At 72.5% G+C, this 15,111-nt stretch carries 15 protein-coding genes; 5 read left to right on the plus strand and 10 right to left on the minus strand.

Annotation, left to right across the window (positions count from 1 at the left end):
* Nucleotides 1–44: 44 nt before the first annotated feature.
* Nucleotides 45–647: a flavin reductase family protein gene (locus tag ACZ7EG_RS15995; protein WP_471078052.1), complete on the plus strand. Its 603-nt coding sequence runs from the start codon at nucleotides 45–47 to the stop codon at nucleotides 645–647.
* Nucleotides 648–650: 3 nt separating this feature from the next.
* Here ACZ7EG_RS15995 and ACZ7EG_RS16000 read toward each other — a convergent pair whose 3' ends face one another.
* Entirely contained in the window at nucleotides 651–830 is a 180-nt protein-coding gene (locus tag ACZ7EG_RS16000) for a hypothetical protein (protein ID WP_471078055.1), read from the minus strand.
* Between the two features lie 192 nt (nucleotides 831–1,022).
* On the opposite strand from ACZ7EG_RS16000, the gene ACZ7EG_RS16005 reads away from it, so the two are divergent.
* Nucleotides 1,023–1,490, plus strand: coding sequence for a hypothetical protein (locus ACZ7EG_RS16005; protein ID WP_471078058.1), 468 nt, complete (start codon nucleotides 1,023–1,025; stop codon nucleotides 1,488–1,490).
* A gap of 12 nt (nucleotides 1,491–1,502) precedes the next feature.
* Here the strand turns inward: ACZ7EG_RS16005 and ACZ7EG_RS16010 are convergent, their stop codons facing one another.
* Nucleotides 1,503–2,804 carry an MFS transporter gene (locus ACZ7EG_RS16010; protein WP_471078061.1) on the minus strand — a complete coding sequence of 434 codons (1,302 nt, stop codon included), beginning with the start codon at nucleotides 2,802–2,804 and terminating at the stop codon, nucleotides 1,503–1,505.
* Nucleotides 2,805–2,875: 71 nt separating this feature from the next.
* On the opposite strand from ACZ7EG_RS16010, the gene ACZ7EG_RS16015 reads away from it, so the two are divergent.
* Nucleotides 2,876–3,889: a GlxA family transcriptional regulator gene (locus ACZ7EG_RS16015; RefSeq protein ID WP_471078064.1), complete on the plus strand. Its 1,014-nt coding sequence runs from the start codon at nucleotides 2,876–2,878 to the stop codon at nucleotides 3,887–3,889.
* Here ACZ7EG_RS16015 and ACZ7EG_RS16020 read toward each other — a convergent pair.
* The 3 genes from ACZ7EG_RS16020 to ACZ7EG_RS16030 form a co-directional block, all read right to left on the minus strand.
* On the minus strand, nucleotides 3,879–4,928 hold the full coding sequence (locus ACZ7EG_RS16020) for a Zn-dependent alcohol dehydrogenase (RefSeq protein ID WP_471078067.1): 1,050 nt from the start codon (nucleotides 4,926–4,928) through the stop codon (nucleotides 3,879–3,881). The two genes, ACZ7EG_RS16015 and ACZ7EG_RS16020, sit on opposite strands and share 11 nt — an antisense overlap.
* Nucleotides 4,928–6,118, minus strand: coding sequence for an acyl-CoA dehydrogenase family protein (locus ACZ7EG_RS16025; protein ID WP_471078810.1), 1,191 nt, complete (start codon nucleotides 6,116–6,118; stop codon nucleotides 4,928–4,930). The genes ACZ7EG_RS16020 and ACZ7EG_RS16025 overlap by 1 nt, the downstream gene beginning before the upstream one ends.
* Nucleotides 6,119–6,243: 125 nt before the next feature.
* The gene (locus ACZ7EG_RS16030; protein WP_471078069.1) at nucleotides 6,244–7,158 is read right to left on the minus strand and encodes an SDR family NAD(P)-dependent oxidoreductase; all 915 of its coding nucleotides are present in this window, start codon (nucleotides 7,156–7,158) and stop codon (nucleotides 6,244–6,246) included.
* A 104-nt stretch (nucleotides 7,159–7,262) separates the two neighbouring features.
* Between ACZ7EG_RS16030 and ACZ7EG_RS16035 the strand changes: the two genes are divergently transcribed.
* Nucleotides 7,263–8,189, plus strand: a complete 927-nt coding sequence (locus tag ACZ7EG_RS16035) for a cyclase family protein (protein WP_471078072.1) — start codon at nucleotides 7,263–7,265, stop codon at nucleotides 8,187–8,189.
* A gap of 468 nt (nucleotides 8,190–8,657) precedes the next feature.
* Here ACZ7EG_RS16035 and ACZ7EG_RS16040 read toward each other — a convergent pair whose 3' ends face one another.
* The 4 genes from ACZ7EG_RS16040 to ACZ7EG_RS16055 form a co-directional block, all read right to left on the minus strand.
* Nucleotides 8,658–9,137, minus strand: coding sequence for an ATP-binding protein (locus ACZ7EG_RS16040; protein ID WP_471078813.1), 480 nt, complete (start codon nucleotides 9,135–9,137; stop codon nucleotides 8,658–8,660).
* A gap of 443 nt (nucleotides 9,138–9,580) precedes the next feature.
* On the minus strand, nucleotides 9,581–10,624 hold the full coding sequence (locus ACZ7EG_RS16045; protein WP_471078075.1) for an acyl-CoA dehydrogenase family protein: 1,044 nt from the start codon (nucleotides 10,622–10,624) through the stop codon (nucleotides 9,581–9,583).
* A 6-nt stretch (nucleotides 10,625–10,630) separates the two neighbouring features.
* On the minus strand, nucleotides 10,631–11,764 hold the full coding sequence (locus ACZ7EG_RS16050; RefSeq protein ID WP_471078078.1) for an acyl-CoA dehydrogenase: 1,134 nt from the start codon (nucleotides 11,762–11,764) through the stop codon (nucleotides 10,631–10,633).
* Nucleotides 11,764–12,960 (minus strand): amidohydrolase family protein, encoded by a 1,197-nt coding sequence (locus ACZ7EG_RS16055; RefSeq protein ID WP_471078081.1) that lies wholly within the window; start codon nucleotides 12,958–12,960, stop codon nucleotides 11,764–11,766. The genes ACZ7EG_RS16050 and ACZ7EG_RS16055 overlap by 1 nt, the downstream gene beginning before the upstream one ends.
* Nucleotides 12,961–13,049: 89 nt before the next feature.
* On the opposite strand from ACZ7EG_RS16055, the gene ACZ7EG_RS16060 reads away from it, so the two are divergent.
* Nucleotides 13,050–14,558: a class I adenylate-forming enzyme family protein gene (locus tag ACZ7EG_RS16060; protein WP_471078084.1), complete on the plus strand. Its 1,509-nt coding sequence runs from the start codon at nucleotides 13,050–13,052 to the stop codon at nucleotides 14,556–14,558.
* On the opposite strand, the gene ACZ7EG_RS16065 is transcribed toward ACZ7EG_RS16060, so the two are convergent.
* A complete protein-coding gene (locus ACZ7EG_RS16065) occupies nucleotides 14,537–15,049 on the minus strand; it encodes an EF-hand domain-containing protein (RefSeq protein WP_471078087.1) in 513 nt (170 codons plus the stop codon). The two genes, ACZ7EG_RS16060 and ACZ7EG_RS16065, sit on opposite strands and share 22 nt — an antisense overlap.
* Nucleotides 15,050–15,111: the final 62 nt, after the last annotated feature.

The raw sequence follows: 15,111 nt of genomic DNA on the forward strand, positions 1-15,111 counted from the left end.
GACGGTACGTCAGCTTCAATGGCGGAGTGATGGGACAAGCAGGGATGGCGGAAGCCGCCGTCCGCTACCTCAGGTCGGTCCGCACAGCCGCCCCGGAGCCCGTCGAGACGCTGCCGCGGCCCGAACTGCGCTGTGTCGGCGCCGACGAGCGGGCCCCGCTCGACCCACGGGAGTTCCGCAGGGTCCTGGGTAACTTCGCGTCGGGCGTGGCCGTCGTCACGGCACCCCCGGCCCTGGCCGGCGACCCTCCCGCCGGCTTCGCATGCCAGTCCTTCACCTCCCTCTCCCTCGACCCGCCCCTCGTCGCCTTCATGATCGGCCGTACGTCGACGACCTGGCCGCGGATCGCCCGCGCCGGGGTGTTCTGCGTGAACGTCCTGGGGTCCGGCCAGGGCGAGCTGTGCCGCTCCTTCGCGGTGAGCGGCACGGACAAGTTCGCGGGGGTGGCCTACGACGCGGCCCCGGCGTCCGGCTCGCCCCGCCTGACGGGCACCGTGGCGTGGATCGACTGCACGATCCACGCCGTCCACCCGGGCGGCGACCACCTCATCGTGGTGGGCCGGGTGAACGCCCTCGGCACGAGCGACGGCCCGGACGGGCCGCTCCTGTTCCACCAGGGGCGCTTCGCGCGGCTGACGGCCCCATAGGAATCAGGCCACCGCCGGCCGCCACAGCGACGTGATCTCGCCGGCCCGGGCGGCGTGCAGTGGATCGACGGCGGCCGGCATCCGGCCGTCGGCGACGACGACCCGGCGCGGCAGGGGCAGCCCGGACTCAGAGTGCCGGCGGGCGGAACGGGGTCGAGCCTCGACCCAGTGGATCGTGGACACGGCAGACTCCTCGGAAGGTCGAACGTGAGCGAACGCGCGAAGTCACGACGACCACATCACCGAGGACCATGCCGAGTGTCATCAACGAACCTTTCTCACAGGGGAGTTGCCGGGTCCAGCTTGGGCCCGGCGCGGAACGCGGGGTCCGCCACCGGTGATCCGAATGCCGACGGATCGGAGAGGGACAGCCGTATGGACGCCGAGGACAGCGCGCAGGAGCCGCCCGAGCACGCCCGCTTCGCAGCCTGCCTGGCCGAACTGGAGCAGGTCACCGACGCGGACGAGACCGAGCTGGTGCCCCGGGTCCTCGCCGACCCGGACCCTGTGATGGCCGGGGCCGCCGTGGTGCGCCACCTCGACCGTCGCGCCGAGGAGTTGTGGCCCGAACCCGTGTGGGAGGAGTGGGCGGAGGCGATGGGCCGGGCGGTGGGCGACCGTCCTTTCCTGGTCCGGCGCCTGCGGGAGTGGGGCCTGTTCCGGGCCGTCGCCCTCGGGCTGCCCTGGGATCGGCACGACCTGCTCGCGTCGTCCGACTGGCTCCAGCTGAAGACGGCGGCCGGGTCGAGCCCCGACGCCCTCGCCGTCCTCGCCGAGCGCGGGCGGACGAAACGGATCCGCAGCACCGCCCGGGCGGGTCTCACGCGGTTGAACCCCGCCTGACGACCGGCCGGTTCAGGCCACGGCCACCTCGCCCGGCGTCCTGCGCCGGATCACCAGCGCCATCAACGCCGCCGCCGCGCACAGCGCCCCCGACGCGTACCAGACCACGTCGTACGTGCCGAACGTGTCGCGGGCGACACCGCCCAGGAAGGCGACGAGGGCCGCCCCGACCTGGTGGGAGGCGAGGACCCAGCCGAAGACGATCGCGCTGTCCTCGCCGTACTGCTCGCGGCACAGGGCGAGGGTCGGCGGGACCGTGGCGACCCAGTCGAGGCCGTAGAAGACGATGAAGAAGATCATCGGGGGGTGGACCGCGGGGCCGAGCAGCAGTGGCAGGAACATCAGGGACACGCCCCGCAGCGCGTAGTACACCGCCAGCAGGCGGCGCGGCTCGAAGCGGTCGGTGAACCAGCCGGAGGCGATCGTGCCGACGACGTCGAAGACCCCGATGACCGCGAGCAGGGACGCGGCGGCCTGGACGGGCATGTGCGCGTCGTGGGCCGCGGGGATGAAGTGGGTCTGGACCAGGCCGTTGGTGGAGGCGCCGCAGATCGCGAAGGTACCGGCGAGCAGCCAGAACGGGCCGGTGCGCACGGCGGAGAGCAGCACGGTCACGGCCCGGCGGGCCGCACCGCGGACGGGCGCGGGCTTCGGCACGAACTCGGTGGCGCCGTACGGCTTCTGGCCGACGTCGGCCGGATGGTCGTGCAGCAGGAGCCAGACGAACGGCACGACCGCGAGGGCGGCGAGGGCGACCGTCACGGCCGCCGGACGCCAGTCGTACCGCTCGATGATCCAGGACAGCAGGGGCAGGAAGATCAGCTGTCCGGAGGCCGAGGCCGCGGTGAGGATGCCGCTGACCAGGCCGCGCCGTGCGGTGAACCAGCGGTTGGTGACGGTCGCCGCGAAGGCCAGCGCCATGGAGCCGGAGCCGAGGCCGACCAGCAGGCCCCAGCACAGCATCAGCTGCCAGGCCGCGGTCATCCACACGGTGAGCCAGGAACCGGCGGCGATCACGGTCAGGGCGACCGCGACGACCCGGCGGATGCCGAAGCGGTCCATCAGGGCCGCCGCGAACGGGGCCGTCAGACCGTACAGCGCGAGGTTCACCGAGACGGCGGCGCCGATGGTGCCGCGTGACCAGTCGAACTCGTCGTGCAGCGGATCGATGAGCAGGCCCGGCACGGAACGGAAGGCGGCGGCGCCGATGATCGTCACGAAGGTCACGGCGGCGACGAACCAGGCGCGGTGCATCCGCACACGGGTCGGCTTCGGCGGCTGCTGGACGGCCGCCGCTTCGGTTGTCTGGGTCACGGCATAGAGCTTCCGGCCTGTGGCGTCCGCCATCGAGTGGCCCGAAGGACAGCATTCGTTAGGATCGGGCCATGCGCCGTGCCCCGGAGTTCCGCCCGCACCGTGTCGTCGTCCTCGCCCTCGACGGCCTGCTCCCCTTCGAGCTGGGCATCCCGCACCGCATCTTCGGCCGTCCCCGGGACGCCGAGGGCCGCCTGCTGTACGAGGTCGTCACCTGCTCGGTCCGCCCGCCGGGCCCGGTGCAGACCGACGCCGACTTCGCCATCCAGGTCGAGCACGGCCCCGAGGCCCTGGCCACCGCCGACACGGTGATCGTGCCGGCGTCGTACGAACTCGGTCCGGTCTTCGAACAGGGCGTGCTGACCGGCGAACTGGCCGCCGCCCTCGCCCACATCCGCCCGGGCACCCGGCTCGCGGCGATCTGCATCGGCGTCTACGTCCTTGCCGCCGCCGGTCTCCTGGACGGCCGCCCCGCCACCACGCACTGGGCCGACGCCGACCGTCTCCAGCGTCTCTTCCCGCGTGTCGGGGTCGACCCCGACGTCCTGTTCATCGACGACGGCGACGTCCTGACCTCCGCCGGTGTCGCGGCCGGCATCGACCTGTGCCTGCACATGGTGCGCCGCGACCACGGCACGGCGGTCGCGAACGACGTGGCCCGCCGCACGGTCGTACCGCCGCACCGCGACGGCGGCCAGGCGCAGTACATCCACCGGCCGGTGCCGGACCCGCAGCAGGCGACCACGACCTCGGCCCGCGCCTGGGCCCTGGGCCGTCTGCACGAGCCGATCCAGCTGCGCGACATGGCGGCCCGGGAGTCCATGTCGGTGCGCACCTTCACCCGCCGCTTCCGCGAGGAGACCGGCGTCAGCCCCGGCCAGTGGCTCACCCAGCAACGTGTGGAGCGGGCCCGCCACCTCCTGGAGTCCACCGACCGCTCCGTCGACCAGGTGGCCCGGGACGCGGGCTTCGGCACGGCCCAGTCGATGCGCCAGCACCTCCAGTCGGCCCTGGGTGTCACGCCCACGGCCTACCGGCGGACGTTCCGGTCCGAGAGCGACGGGGCCGCCGCTCTCAGAAGGTGAGCACCGCCCGCGCCACCCGCCCGGACTCCGCGTCCGCCGCCGCCTTCTCGAAGTCCTCGACCGGATAGGTGCGGGTGACCAGTTCGTCGAGCAGGAGGCGCCCTTGGCGGTACATCTCGGCGTACCGGGCGATGTCCCGCTGAGGGCGGGAGGAGCCGTAGCGGCAGCCCAGGATGGACTTGTCGAGGTACATCGAGGAGACGCGGAAGGACGCCTCGGCCGTGGCGGGCGGGACCCCGAGGAGGATCGCCTGTCCGTGCCGGTCCAGCGCGTCGATCGCCTGCCGGATCAGCTCCACCCGGCCGACGCACTCGAAGGCGTGGTCCGCGCCCGTGGGCAGGAGGTCGCGCACGCCCTCGGCCGAGGTGAGGAAGTCGGTCGCGCCGAACCGCCGCGCCGCCTCCTCCTTCGCCGCGTTGGCGTCGACGGCGACGATCCGCCCGGCGCCGGCGAGCCGCGCCCCCTGGAGCACGTTCAGGCCGATGCCGCCCGTCCCGATGACCAGGACGCTGTCGCCGTGGCCGACCCGCGCCCGGTTGAGTACGGCGCCGACCCCCGTCAGCACCCCGCACCCGATGAGCGCGGCCGACGTCAGCGGGACGTCGTCGGGGATCCGGACCGCCTGTACGGCCTTGACGACCGTGCGCTCGGCGAACGCCGAGTTGGACGCGAACTGGTGCACCGGCGAGCCGCCGTGGCCGAACGGCCGGCCCGGGCGCCCGATGGCCCGTCGGCACATGGTCGGCCGCCCCCGGTCGCACTCGGCACACGTGCCGCAGTTCGCCAGGGTGGACAGCGCCACATGGTCCCCGGGCGCGACATGGGTGACTCCCTCACCCACCGCCTCCACGACCCCGGCGCCCTCATGGCCCAGCACCACGGGAGCGGGGAAGGGGATGGTCCCGTCCACCACCGACAGATCGCTGTGGCACAGCCCGGCCGCCGCGATCGCGACCCGCACCTCGCCCGGCCCGGGTTCGCGCACCTCCAGGTCCGTCACGACCCGGACCTGCTTCCCGTCGAAGATCACGCCTCGCATCACACGGCCCCCTTGGGCTCCCTGGGCAGGCCGAGCACGCGCTCGGCGATGATCGTGCGCTGGATCTGGTCCGAGCCGCCGTAGATCGTGTCGGCCCGCGAGAAGAGGAACAGGTGCTGGGAGGCGTCCAGTTCGTACGGCTCGGAGGCCGACCAGTCGGCGGGTCCCACGGCCGCCGCGGCACCCCGCACCAGCACCGCCAGCTCCCCGAGCCGCTGGTGCCAGCCGGCCCACAGCAGCTTGGCCACGCTCGGGGCACCCGCGTCACCGGAACCCCCCAGCGTGCGCAGGGCGTTCCAGCGCATCGTGCGCAGCTCGGCCCACTGCCGCACGAGCCGCTCCCGTACGACGGGATCCCGCACCGCACCCGACTCCACGGCCGCCCGCACCACCGCGCCCAGTTCCTCGGCGAACCCGATCTGCTGGGCCAGGGTGGACACCCCCCGTTCGAAGCCGAGCAGGCTCATGGCGACGCGCCAGCCGTTGCCCGCGCCGCCGACGACGTGTTCCGCGCGGGCGCCGTCGAAGAAGACCTCGTTGAAGTCGCAGGTGCCGGTCAGCTGCCGGATGGGGCGGACCTCGATCCGGCCGGGCTGGTCCATGGGGACGAGCAGGAAGGACAGGCCGTGGTGCCGTACCGAGCCGGGTTCGGTCCTGGCCAGCACGAAGCACCAGTCCGCCTCGTGCGCGAGCGAGGTCCAGATCTTCTGCCCGGTGACGCGGTACGTACGGCCGTCCGGCTCGGGCACGGCCGCGGTCCGGCTCCCGGCGCGGCCGTCCGGCTCGGGCACGGCCGCGGTCCGGATCCCGGCCAGGTCCGATCCGGCGCCGGGCTCGCTGTACCCCTGGCACCACAGTTCCGCACCGGCGGCGATCGGCGGCAGGAAGCGCGACTTCTGCTCGTCGGTGCCGTGGGCGAGGAGCGTGGGCGCGAGCAGGTTCTCCCCGATGTGCCCGGAACGCGGCGGCGCCCCCGACCGCGCGTACTCCTCGGCCCAGGCGACCTGCTGGGTGAGGGTGGCCCTGCGATTCCCGTAGCCGTCCTCCCCCCAACCGAGTCCGATCCACCCGGCTGCACCGAGAGTGCGCTCCCAAGCCCGGCGGTCGGCAGCGTCCTTGGCATGCGCCGTCAACCAGTCGCGCACCTCGGCGCGAAAGTCCTCATCCTCTTGCTCGAACCCGAACTCCACGCTCGACCGCCTTAGATTGGCCAGGTCCTTGCACATGCGGAGCGGGGCAACACCTCCAGGGGCGCGGGGAACTGCGCGAACGACCACACTCCACCCGCACCCGCCGAACCACCCCGCCACCCGGGCTACTGGGCGTTCGGCCGCTCCCCTCGAGCCGCCGCCCTCTCCATCTCCCTCACCCGCTCCAGCATCGGCATCGGATCCACTCCCACCGACCCGGGCAGAAACTCCGCGATCCGTTCCACACTCCACCCGCCGGGGGCATACGCGGCACGCAACTCCCTCGGCTGCGCCCACACCGCGATCTTCGCCCCGGCCACCGTGTACACCTGCCCGGTGATCCCCTCCCGGGAGGCGGCGTCGGACAGCAGGTACACCACCAGCGCGGCGACATCCTCCGGCTCGCCGATCTCGGCCAGCTCCATCGGCACCCCCGCCGACATCCGGGTCCGCGCCACCGGCGCCACCGCGTTCGCGGTCACCCCGTACTTGTGCAGCCCCAGTGCGGCGCTGCGCACCAGCGAGATGATCCCGCCCTTCGCCGCGCTGTAGTTGGCCTGGGAGACGGACCCCTGATGGTTGCCGCTGGTGAAGCCGATCAGCGTCCCGGTGCGCTGCTTGCGCATGACCGCGGACGCCGCCCGGAACACCGTGAACGTGCCCTTCAGGTGCGTCGCGACGACCGGGTCCCACTCCTCCTCGGTCATGTTGAACAGCATCCGCTCGCGCAGGATCCCGGCCACGCAGGCCACACCGTCCAGCCGCCCGTACGACGACAGCGCCACGTCGACGACCCGCTGACCGCCCGCCATCGTGGAGATGTCGTCGGCGACGGCCACCGCCTCCCCGCCCGCCGCCTCGATCTCCTTGACCACGGCCTGGGCGACCTCACTCGCCGGCGAGCCCCCGTCGACCGCGACACCGTAGTCGTTGACCACGATCTTCGCCCCCTCGGCCGCCGCCGCGAGCGCGACCGCCCGGCCGATGCCCCGCCCGGCACCCGTGACGGCGACGACCTTGCCTGCCAAGAAGTTCCCCACGCCCGGCCCCTTCCCGTCCCACAGTTTCTGACGGACCGTTAGATTGTCGGTTCCCGAATTCTACGACCCGTCAGATATGGGAAGACAAGCCCCGGGGAGGACCCATGTCGCTGCCGGACGCGTTCCACGACATCGCCAAGCGCGTGAACAACTGGGGGCGTTGGGGAGCCGACGACGAGATCGGGACGCTGAACCTGATCACCGACGAGGTCGTCAGGCAGGCCGCGGCGACCGTCCGCACCGGCCGGCGCATCCCCCTCGCCCTGCCCCTCCAGCAGGACGGTGTGCAGACCGGCGTGATCCCCGGTCGCGTCAATCCCCTGCACGCCATGGTGCAGATCAACCAGGAGATCTTCGGCCCGGGCACGGTCGCGTGCAGCGACGACGTCGTGACCATGGGACTCCAGGCGGCCACCCACTGGGACGCGCTGCCCCACGTCTCGCACTCCGGCCGCCTCTACAACGGCCGCCCGGCCGACACCGTCACTCCGCACGGCGGGGCCGGGTTCAGCGGCATCGGCACGGTCCGGCACCTGGTCTCACGCGGAGTGCTGCTGGACGTCGCCCGGGCCCGGGGCACGGACCGGCTCGACGGCGGGTACGCCGTCAGTCCCGAGGACCTGGACGCCGCCGAGGAGCTGGCCGGCACGCGGGTCGGGGCCGGCGACATCGTGCTCGTGCGGACCGGGCAGATGCGGACCTGTCTGGCCGGGGACCGGCACGGCTACGCGTATCCGTCGCCGGGGCTGTCGATCCGTACGCCGGAGTGGTTCCACGCGCGCGATGTCGCGGCCGTCGCCAACGACACCCTGACCTTCGAGGTGTTCCCGCCGGAGGTGGCGGATCTCTGGCTGCCGGTGCACGCGCTCCACCTCGTGGAGATGGGCATGCCACAGGGCCAGAACTGGAACCTCGAAAAGTTGTCCACAGCCTGTGGAGAAGCGGGCCGGTACGCGTTCCTGCTGACGGCCACCCCCGAGCCGTTCACCGGGGCGACCGGCTCGCCGGTGGCACCCGTCGCCGTCCTGTAGACCGGCCTGCGGACCGGCGGGCCGCGGAGGGCCCGTCGCCGTACCGGGCCGCCACCCACTGCAGCAGGATGGCGGCGCCGCGCTGCTCGCCCCGAGCACGGCAGCGCGCGCCGCCACCCGACTCCGGCGCTCCCGCCCCGACTTCCTGGCCCCGAAGGAAGCCGACGCCGAATCGCGACTCACACTCGCCGAGGGCTGCCGTCCACCGAAGCCCTCGTCGTCCCCTCTCGGCGAATCGCTGCCCACAAGCGTGAGCAAGCGGTCACGACCCGTCAACAGTCGTTCGGCGATATGTCGCACTTGAGGCTTTCGCCGTAGGCGCGCACGGAAGCACGTCCCGGCGCATCGCCGCATGGCCCGACCGAACCTCCCGGCCCGATGCACCCGTGCTCCGGCCCCGCCGCACACACCCGCGGCATGTGCCGCGGTACACCGCATCCGGCGGGCGCGGGGCGACGAGCGGCGGCACTACACCGCTTCGTACGCCAGGCCCTCGAAAGCCGCGCCGCCTCCGCACGCCACCGCGCCGCCCCCGCACGAGGTCGTGAGGTCGCCGGACTTGGCGCACCGGTCCAGTTCGCACCAGATGCGCTTGCCGGTGGCCTCGACACTCCAGCCCCAGCGGTCGGCGAGGCCGTCCACGAGCGCCAGGCCCCGGCCGCCGGTCGCGTCGTCACCGGCGCACCGGGGCACGGGGGCCCGGCCGCTGCGGTCCGCGACCTCGAGCCGGACCGTGGCCTCCTCCGTCACCACGGGGGGCAGGGACAGCCGCAGTACGGCGGGACATCCGGTGTGCACCACGGCGTTGGTGACGAGTTCAGAGACGAGCAGGATCAGCGTCTCGGCGAGGGGTTCGTCGGCCTGTATGCCGGACCCGGCCAGGCGGGAGCGGGCCCACCGCCGAGCTCGCCCCACTTCTGCGGGGTCGGGCCGGATCTCCAGCTGCACTTGAAGCACCTGCACCGCTCACACCATCCGAACCGGCGGACACTTAGGCTCGCGCCTCACGAGGGCCACGATCGTAGCCATTTTCTGCATGGCCAGAACAACGGCCGGGACAAGGATCACGGAAAGTGAATCCCTTGTGGGACAGCATGGTTGACGTACAGTCACGTCAACAAGCGCTTCGGGCATATTCCAGCGCGAAGGAGTACCCGTGCGGCATACTGTGCGACGCTCGCCGCGGGCAGTCGAACAGGCGGCGCAACGGGGTCGCACGGCGCTCGGAGCCACTCGCATCTGACACAAGGTACCGGAGCGGGCAATCGACTCCAGGCCGTAACGAGTCACACTGAGGACACAAGCCGATATCAACGCTCCGTGATTCCGGTATGCCACGATCCGCGACATCTCCGGGAGCACGCAGAGCGACACCGCAGCCAGACGGCCCGTCAGACCGTCTCGGGCGCCAGAGCCGCCGCGAGCACATCCTCACTCTGTGTCACACCGCCCGCACGCTGAGTTCGAACCCATGCGCGTTTCAGATGCAGATGGACCTCGGACTCCCAGGTGAAGCCCATGCCGCCGTGCACCTGGAGGCAGTCGCGGGCGCCGCGCACGGCGGCCTCGTCGGCGAGGATCCGGGCCGCGGCGATGTCGGCCGGGTCGGCGGTGACGGCGGCCGCGTACACCGCGGCACGGGCCGTCTCCGCCCGGACCAGGATCCCCGCGCACAGATGTGCCACCGCCTGGAAGGCGCCGACCGCCCGGCCGAACTGTTCGCGCGTCCGGGCGTGTTGCGCCGCGAGTTCGCCGACGCGGACGGCCGTGCCGAGTTGCTCGGCGGCGCTGAGCAGGATCGCGACGGGGTCGGGTGCGGGCCGCCCGCCAGGCACCCGGTGCAGGGGCGTGAGCGGGTCGACCGAACGCACGGGCACGGCCCCGGTGGCGTTCCCGCGCACCACGTCCGCCTCCGCCAGCCACTCCACGAGCCCGCCGTCCACGGCCGCGACCACCGTCTCCCCGGTGGCGGCGCCCGGTACGGCCCCGGCCGCGAGGTGGGTGGCGACGAGCGGCCCGGGCAGCAGCACCCGCCCCGCCTCCTCGAACACCAACACGGCCTCCGGCAGCCCCAGTCCGACCCCGCCCTCCGCCTCCGGCAGCCGCAACGCGAAGAAGCCGAGGTCACCGAGGTCCCGCCACACCCCCCGATCGAGCCGCACCACCCCACCAGGACCCGCCCCGTCACTCCCCGCACCGCCACCGTCAGCCGCCGAACACCCCGCGGCAACACCTCCGCCGCCCTCGCAACCACTCCGCGTTTCGCCCCCACCGACCACCGACCACCCCGCGGCAACACCGCCGCCACCCTCAAAACCACCCCCGCCGGCACCCTCCACCGCCGCCCGCAACGCCTCCCCGTCGAAGCGCCGGGCCAGCGCCTCCCGCACTCCCTCGCGCAGGGCCCGTTGGTCGTCGGTCAGACGGAACCGCACGGCACCTCACCGTCCCTTCGGCAGGCCGAGGATGCGCTCGGCGATGATGTTGTGCTGGATCTGCGAGGTGCCGGCCGCGATCGTGTACGCCAGGGAGGACAGCCGGTCGAGGGTCCACGGCCGGTCCAGGTCGAGGCAGTCGGGGCCGAGCACCTCGGCGGCGGCGTCGTAGAGCTCCTGACGGGCGTGCGAGTAGCGGAGCTTGAAGACCGAGCCTCCGGCGCCCGGCACCCCGCCGGACACCTCCGCCGCGCTGACGTTCCACTGCGTGAGCCGCCACAGCGCCCGGAACTCGGCGTGCAGCCTGCCCAGCCGGCGCCTGAGGGCGGGGTCGTCCCAGCGGCCGTTCTTGCGGGCCTCGACGGCCAGTTCGCCCAGCACGCGCCGGCACGCCACGACCTCGCCGGCGAAGGCCGTACCGCGTTCGAAGGACAGCGTCACCATGGTCACGCGCCAGCCGTCGTTCTCGTCCCCGACCCGGTTGGCCACCGGCACCCGCACCTCGTCCAGGAACACCTCGGCGAACTCGGCCGACCCCGCCAGCGTGCGCAGCGGCCGCACGGTGATGCCGGGCGCGTCCATGGGCAGGGCGAGCCAGGTGATCCCCCGGTGCTTGGGCGCGTCCGGGTCGGTGCGGACCAACAGCTCGCACCAGTCGGCGACTTCCGCGTGGGAGGTCCAGATCTTGGAGCCGGTCACCACGTAGGCGTCGCCGTCGCGCCACGCGCGCGTGCGCAGGGCGGCGAGGTCGGAGCCGGCCTCCGGTTCGCTGAAGCCCTGGCACCAGACCTCCTCCCCGCGCAGGATCGGCGGCAGCCAGCGCGCGCGCTGGCCCGGGGTGCCCTCCGCGGCGATCGTCGGGCCGGCGTGCAGCAGTCCCACGAAGTTGGCGCCCACATAGGGTGCGCCCGCCTTCTCGGTCTCCTCCAGGAAGATCAGGCGGACGCTCGGTGGGGCGTCCCAGTGGACGTCGCCGTATCCGGCGTCGTGGAGCCGGCGCTGCCAGCCGAGGTCGTAGGCCCGCCGCCCCGGCCAGTCGTCGGGGGACGGCTGGGGCGGGAGACCGGGGAGCACCGCCGCGAGCCACTCCCGCAGCCGGGCCCGGAAGTCCTGCTCCTCGGGCGTGTCCGACAGGTCCATCAGCGGTCGAGGTCCAGGTCGAGCATCCGGATGGCGTTGCCCCGCATCAGCTTGTACACCGTCTCGTCGTCGAGGCCCTCGACGTGGTCGAGGGCGACCTCCTTGGTGTGCGGGAAGGTCGAGTCGACGTGCGGGTAGTCGGTCTCGAAGGTGGCGTTGTCGCGGCCCACCACGTCCAGGGACGCCACGCCGTGCTTGTCGCGGAAGAAGCAGCAGAACATCTGCCGGTAGTAGTACGTGGACGGCGGCTCGGGGATCGTGTCGCGCACCCCGCCCCAGGCCCGGTGCTCCTCCCAGACGTCGTCGGCGCGCTCCAGGGCGTACGGGACCCAGCCCATCTGACCCTCGGAGTAGGCGAGCTTGAGGCGCGGGAAGCGCACCAGGACCCCGCTGAAGAGGAAGTCCATCATCGAGGCCATGGCGTTGTTGAAGCTGAGGGAGGCCTGGACGGCGGGTGGGGCGTCCGGGGAGGCGGCGGGCATCTGGGAGCTGCTGCCGATGTGCATGTTGACGACCGTCCCGGTCTCCTGGCAGACCGCGAAGAACGGGTCCCAGTAGCCGGAGTGGATGGACGGCAGCCCGAGGTGGGTGGGGATCTCGGAGAAGGTCACCGCCTTCACCCCGCGCGCGGCGTTGCGGCGGATCTCCTCCACCGCCAGGCCGACGTCCCACAGCGGGATCAGGCACAACGGGACGAGCCGCCCGCCGCTGTCGCCGCACCACTCCTCGACCATCCAGTCGTTGTAGGCGCGCACGCAGGCGAGGGCGACCTCCTTGTCGTGCGCCTCGGCGAAGGTCTGGCCGCAGAACCGCGGGAAGCTCGGGAAGCAGAGGCTCGCCTCGACATGGTTGAGGTCCATGTCCTTCAGGCGCTCCTTGGGGTCCCAGCAGCCGGGCCGCATCTCTTCGCGGGTGATGCCCTCCAGGGTCATCTCGTCCCGGTCGAAGCCGACGGCGGCGATGTTGCGCTTGTACGGGAACTTCAGGTCCTCGTAGATCCACCAGTCGGTGGGCTGGCCGTCCGGGTCCATCGTGATCCGGTACTTGCCGCCGATGTAGGCGAGTTCACCGATGCCGGCGGTCAGCGCCCTGGGGCCGCGCTCGCGGTACTTGGCCGGCAGCCAGGTGTCGAAGAGGTGGGCGGGCTCGATCACGTGGTCGTCGACGCTGATGATGCGGGGCAGTTCGGTCGCCATGGGTCCCCTCCGCCGGACGGTACTTATCTGATACTGCGTCAGTTAGCATCGCACCTGACGACCCGTCAGCCAAGCAGCAGGGGGAGTCCGTGAACGAGACCCCGCACGCCCTGAGTTCGTCGGCCACACTGTGGGAGCTGGTCACCCGCCGCGCCGCCCTCACCCCCGACCGGCCGCTGTTCCACCAGGACGGCCGCACGCTCGGCTTCGAGGCGCTGCGCGCCCGCGCCGAACGGGTCGCGGCCGGGCTGTACGGCATGGGCGTACGCCCCGGCACGGTGGTCGCCTGGCAGCTGCCCACCCGCATCGAGACGGCCGTCCTGTCCTTCGCCCTGGCCCGGCTCGGCGCCGTGCAGACCCCGGTGATCCCCTTCTACCGGGACCGCGAGGTCGGCTTCGCACTGCGCGAGTCGAGGGCCGAGTTCTTCGCGGTGCCGGGCACCTGGCGCGGCTTCGACCACGCGGAGATGGCCCGGCGGCTGGGCGCGAAGGGTGTCTTCGAGGCCTACGACGGCCTGCCCGACGGCGATCCGTCCCTGCTGCCTCCCCCGCCCTCGGACGGCACCGCCGTCCGCTGGATCTACTGGACGTCCGGCACGACCTCCGACCCCAAGGGCGTGCTGCACACGGACCGTTCGCTGCTCGCGGGCGGTTCGTGCCTCGCGCACGCGCTGCGCCCCTCGGCGGACGACGTCGGCTCGATCGCCTTCCCGTACGCCCATATCGGCGGCCCCGACTACACGGTGATGCTGCTGCTGTACGGCTTTCCGGCGGTGCTGTTCGAGCACTTCGCGCTGCCGGACGCGCTGGCGGCGTACCGTGCGCACGGGGTGACGATGGCGGGCGGTTCGACGGCGTTCTACTCGATGTTCCTGGCGGAGCAGCGCAAGCGGCCGGGAGAGCCGGTGGTGCCGTCGCTGCGGCTGCTGGCGGGCGGCGGGGCGCCCAAGCCGCCGGAGCTCTACCACGCCGTCGTGCGCGAGATGGGCGTGCAGCTCACCCACGGGTACGGCATGACCGAGGTGCCGATGATCACCATGGGGGCGCCCGACGACGGTCCCGAACTGCTGGCGACGACCGAGGGGCGGCCGCCGGAAGGGATGGAGATCCGGATCGTGGACGGGGAGGTGCGGCTGCGCGGGGAGGCCGTGTGCCGCGGTTACCTGGATCCGCGGCAGACGGCGGAGGCCTTCGACGACGAGGGGTTTCTGCGCACCGGCGATCTCGGGCGGCTCACCGACACCGGGCACCTGGTGCTCACCGGCCGGCTGAAGGACGTGATCATCCGCAAGGGCGAGAACATCTCGGCCCAGGAGATCGAGGACCTGCTGCACCGGCATCCGGCGGTCGGGGACGTGGCCGTGATCGGCCTCCCCGACGCGACGCGCGGCGAGCTGGTGTGCGCGGTGGTGGAACAGCCGCCGGGGGCCGAGGCCTTGACGCTCGCGGACGTGACCGCCTTCCTGCGCGCCGAGGGACTGTCGGTGCACAAGCTGCCGGAGCGGCTGGAGGTGGTGGACGCCCTTCCGCGGGGCGAGACCCTGCGGAAGGTGCTGAAGTACCGGCTGCGCGAGCGCTATTCGGGCACGGTGAAGTAGCGGGCGAACGCCGGGACGACCTCGGTCTCGCCGACCTTTCCGTCACCGTCCGCGTCGAGCGTGGCGGCGGCCGGTCCGGCGGCGTCCTCGGGGACGCCGAGGCACTTCAGGACGCGGCCGGCCTCCTCGACCGTCGCCGCTCCGTCACCGTCGGTGTCCGCGACGTCCAGGGCCGCGTGCAGGAAGGGGCGGGCGATCTCGGCGAACCGGTCGGGGTTGTCGCGCAGGCGCTTGACCGCGCCGTTGACGAACTCCTCGCGCGTGATGCGCTGGTCACCGTCGCGGTCCGCTATCCCGGCCATGCCCTGCCAGAAGGCCTCGGCACCGCCGTACAGCGCCTGTCCCTTGTCGGACCGGGCCGCCACGGCGAACTCCGTGAGCAGCGCCTTGGCGGCGCCGTAGAAGTCCTCGCGGTCGATGTAGCCGTTGCCGTCCTGGTCGAAGGTGGCGAACCGGGCGGCGATCTTGCGCTCGTACTCGCTGCTGACCATGTCTCTCTCGGGCCGCCTTACGTCGGGTGGGGTGCGTCTGGGTCGGAGCGTACGACGGAGGG

The organism is Streptomyces sp. NPDC037100, from assembly GCF_055606225.1.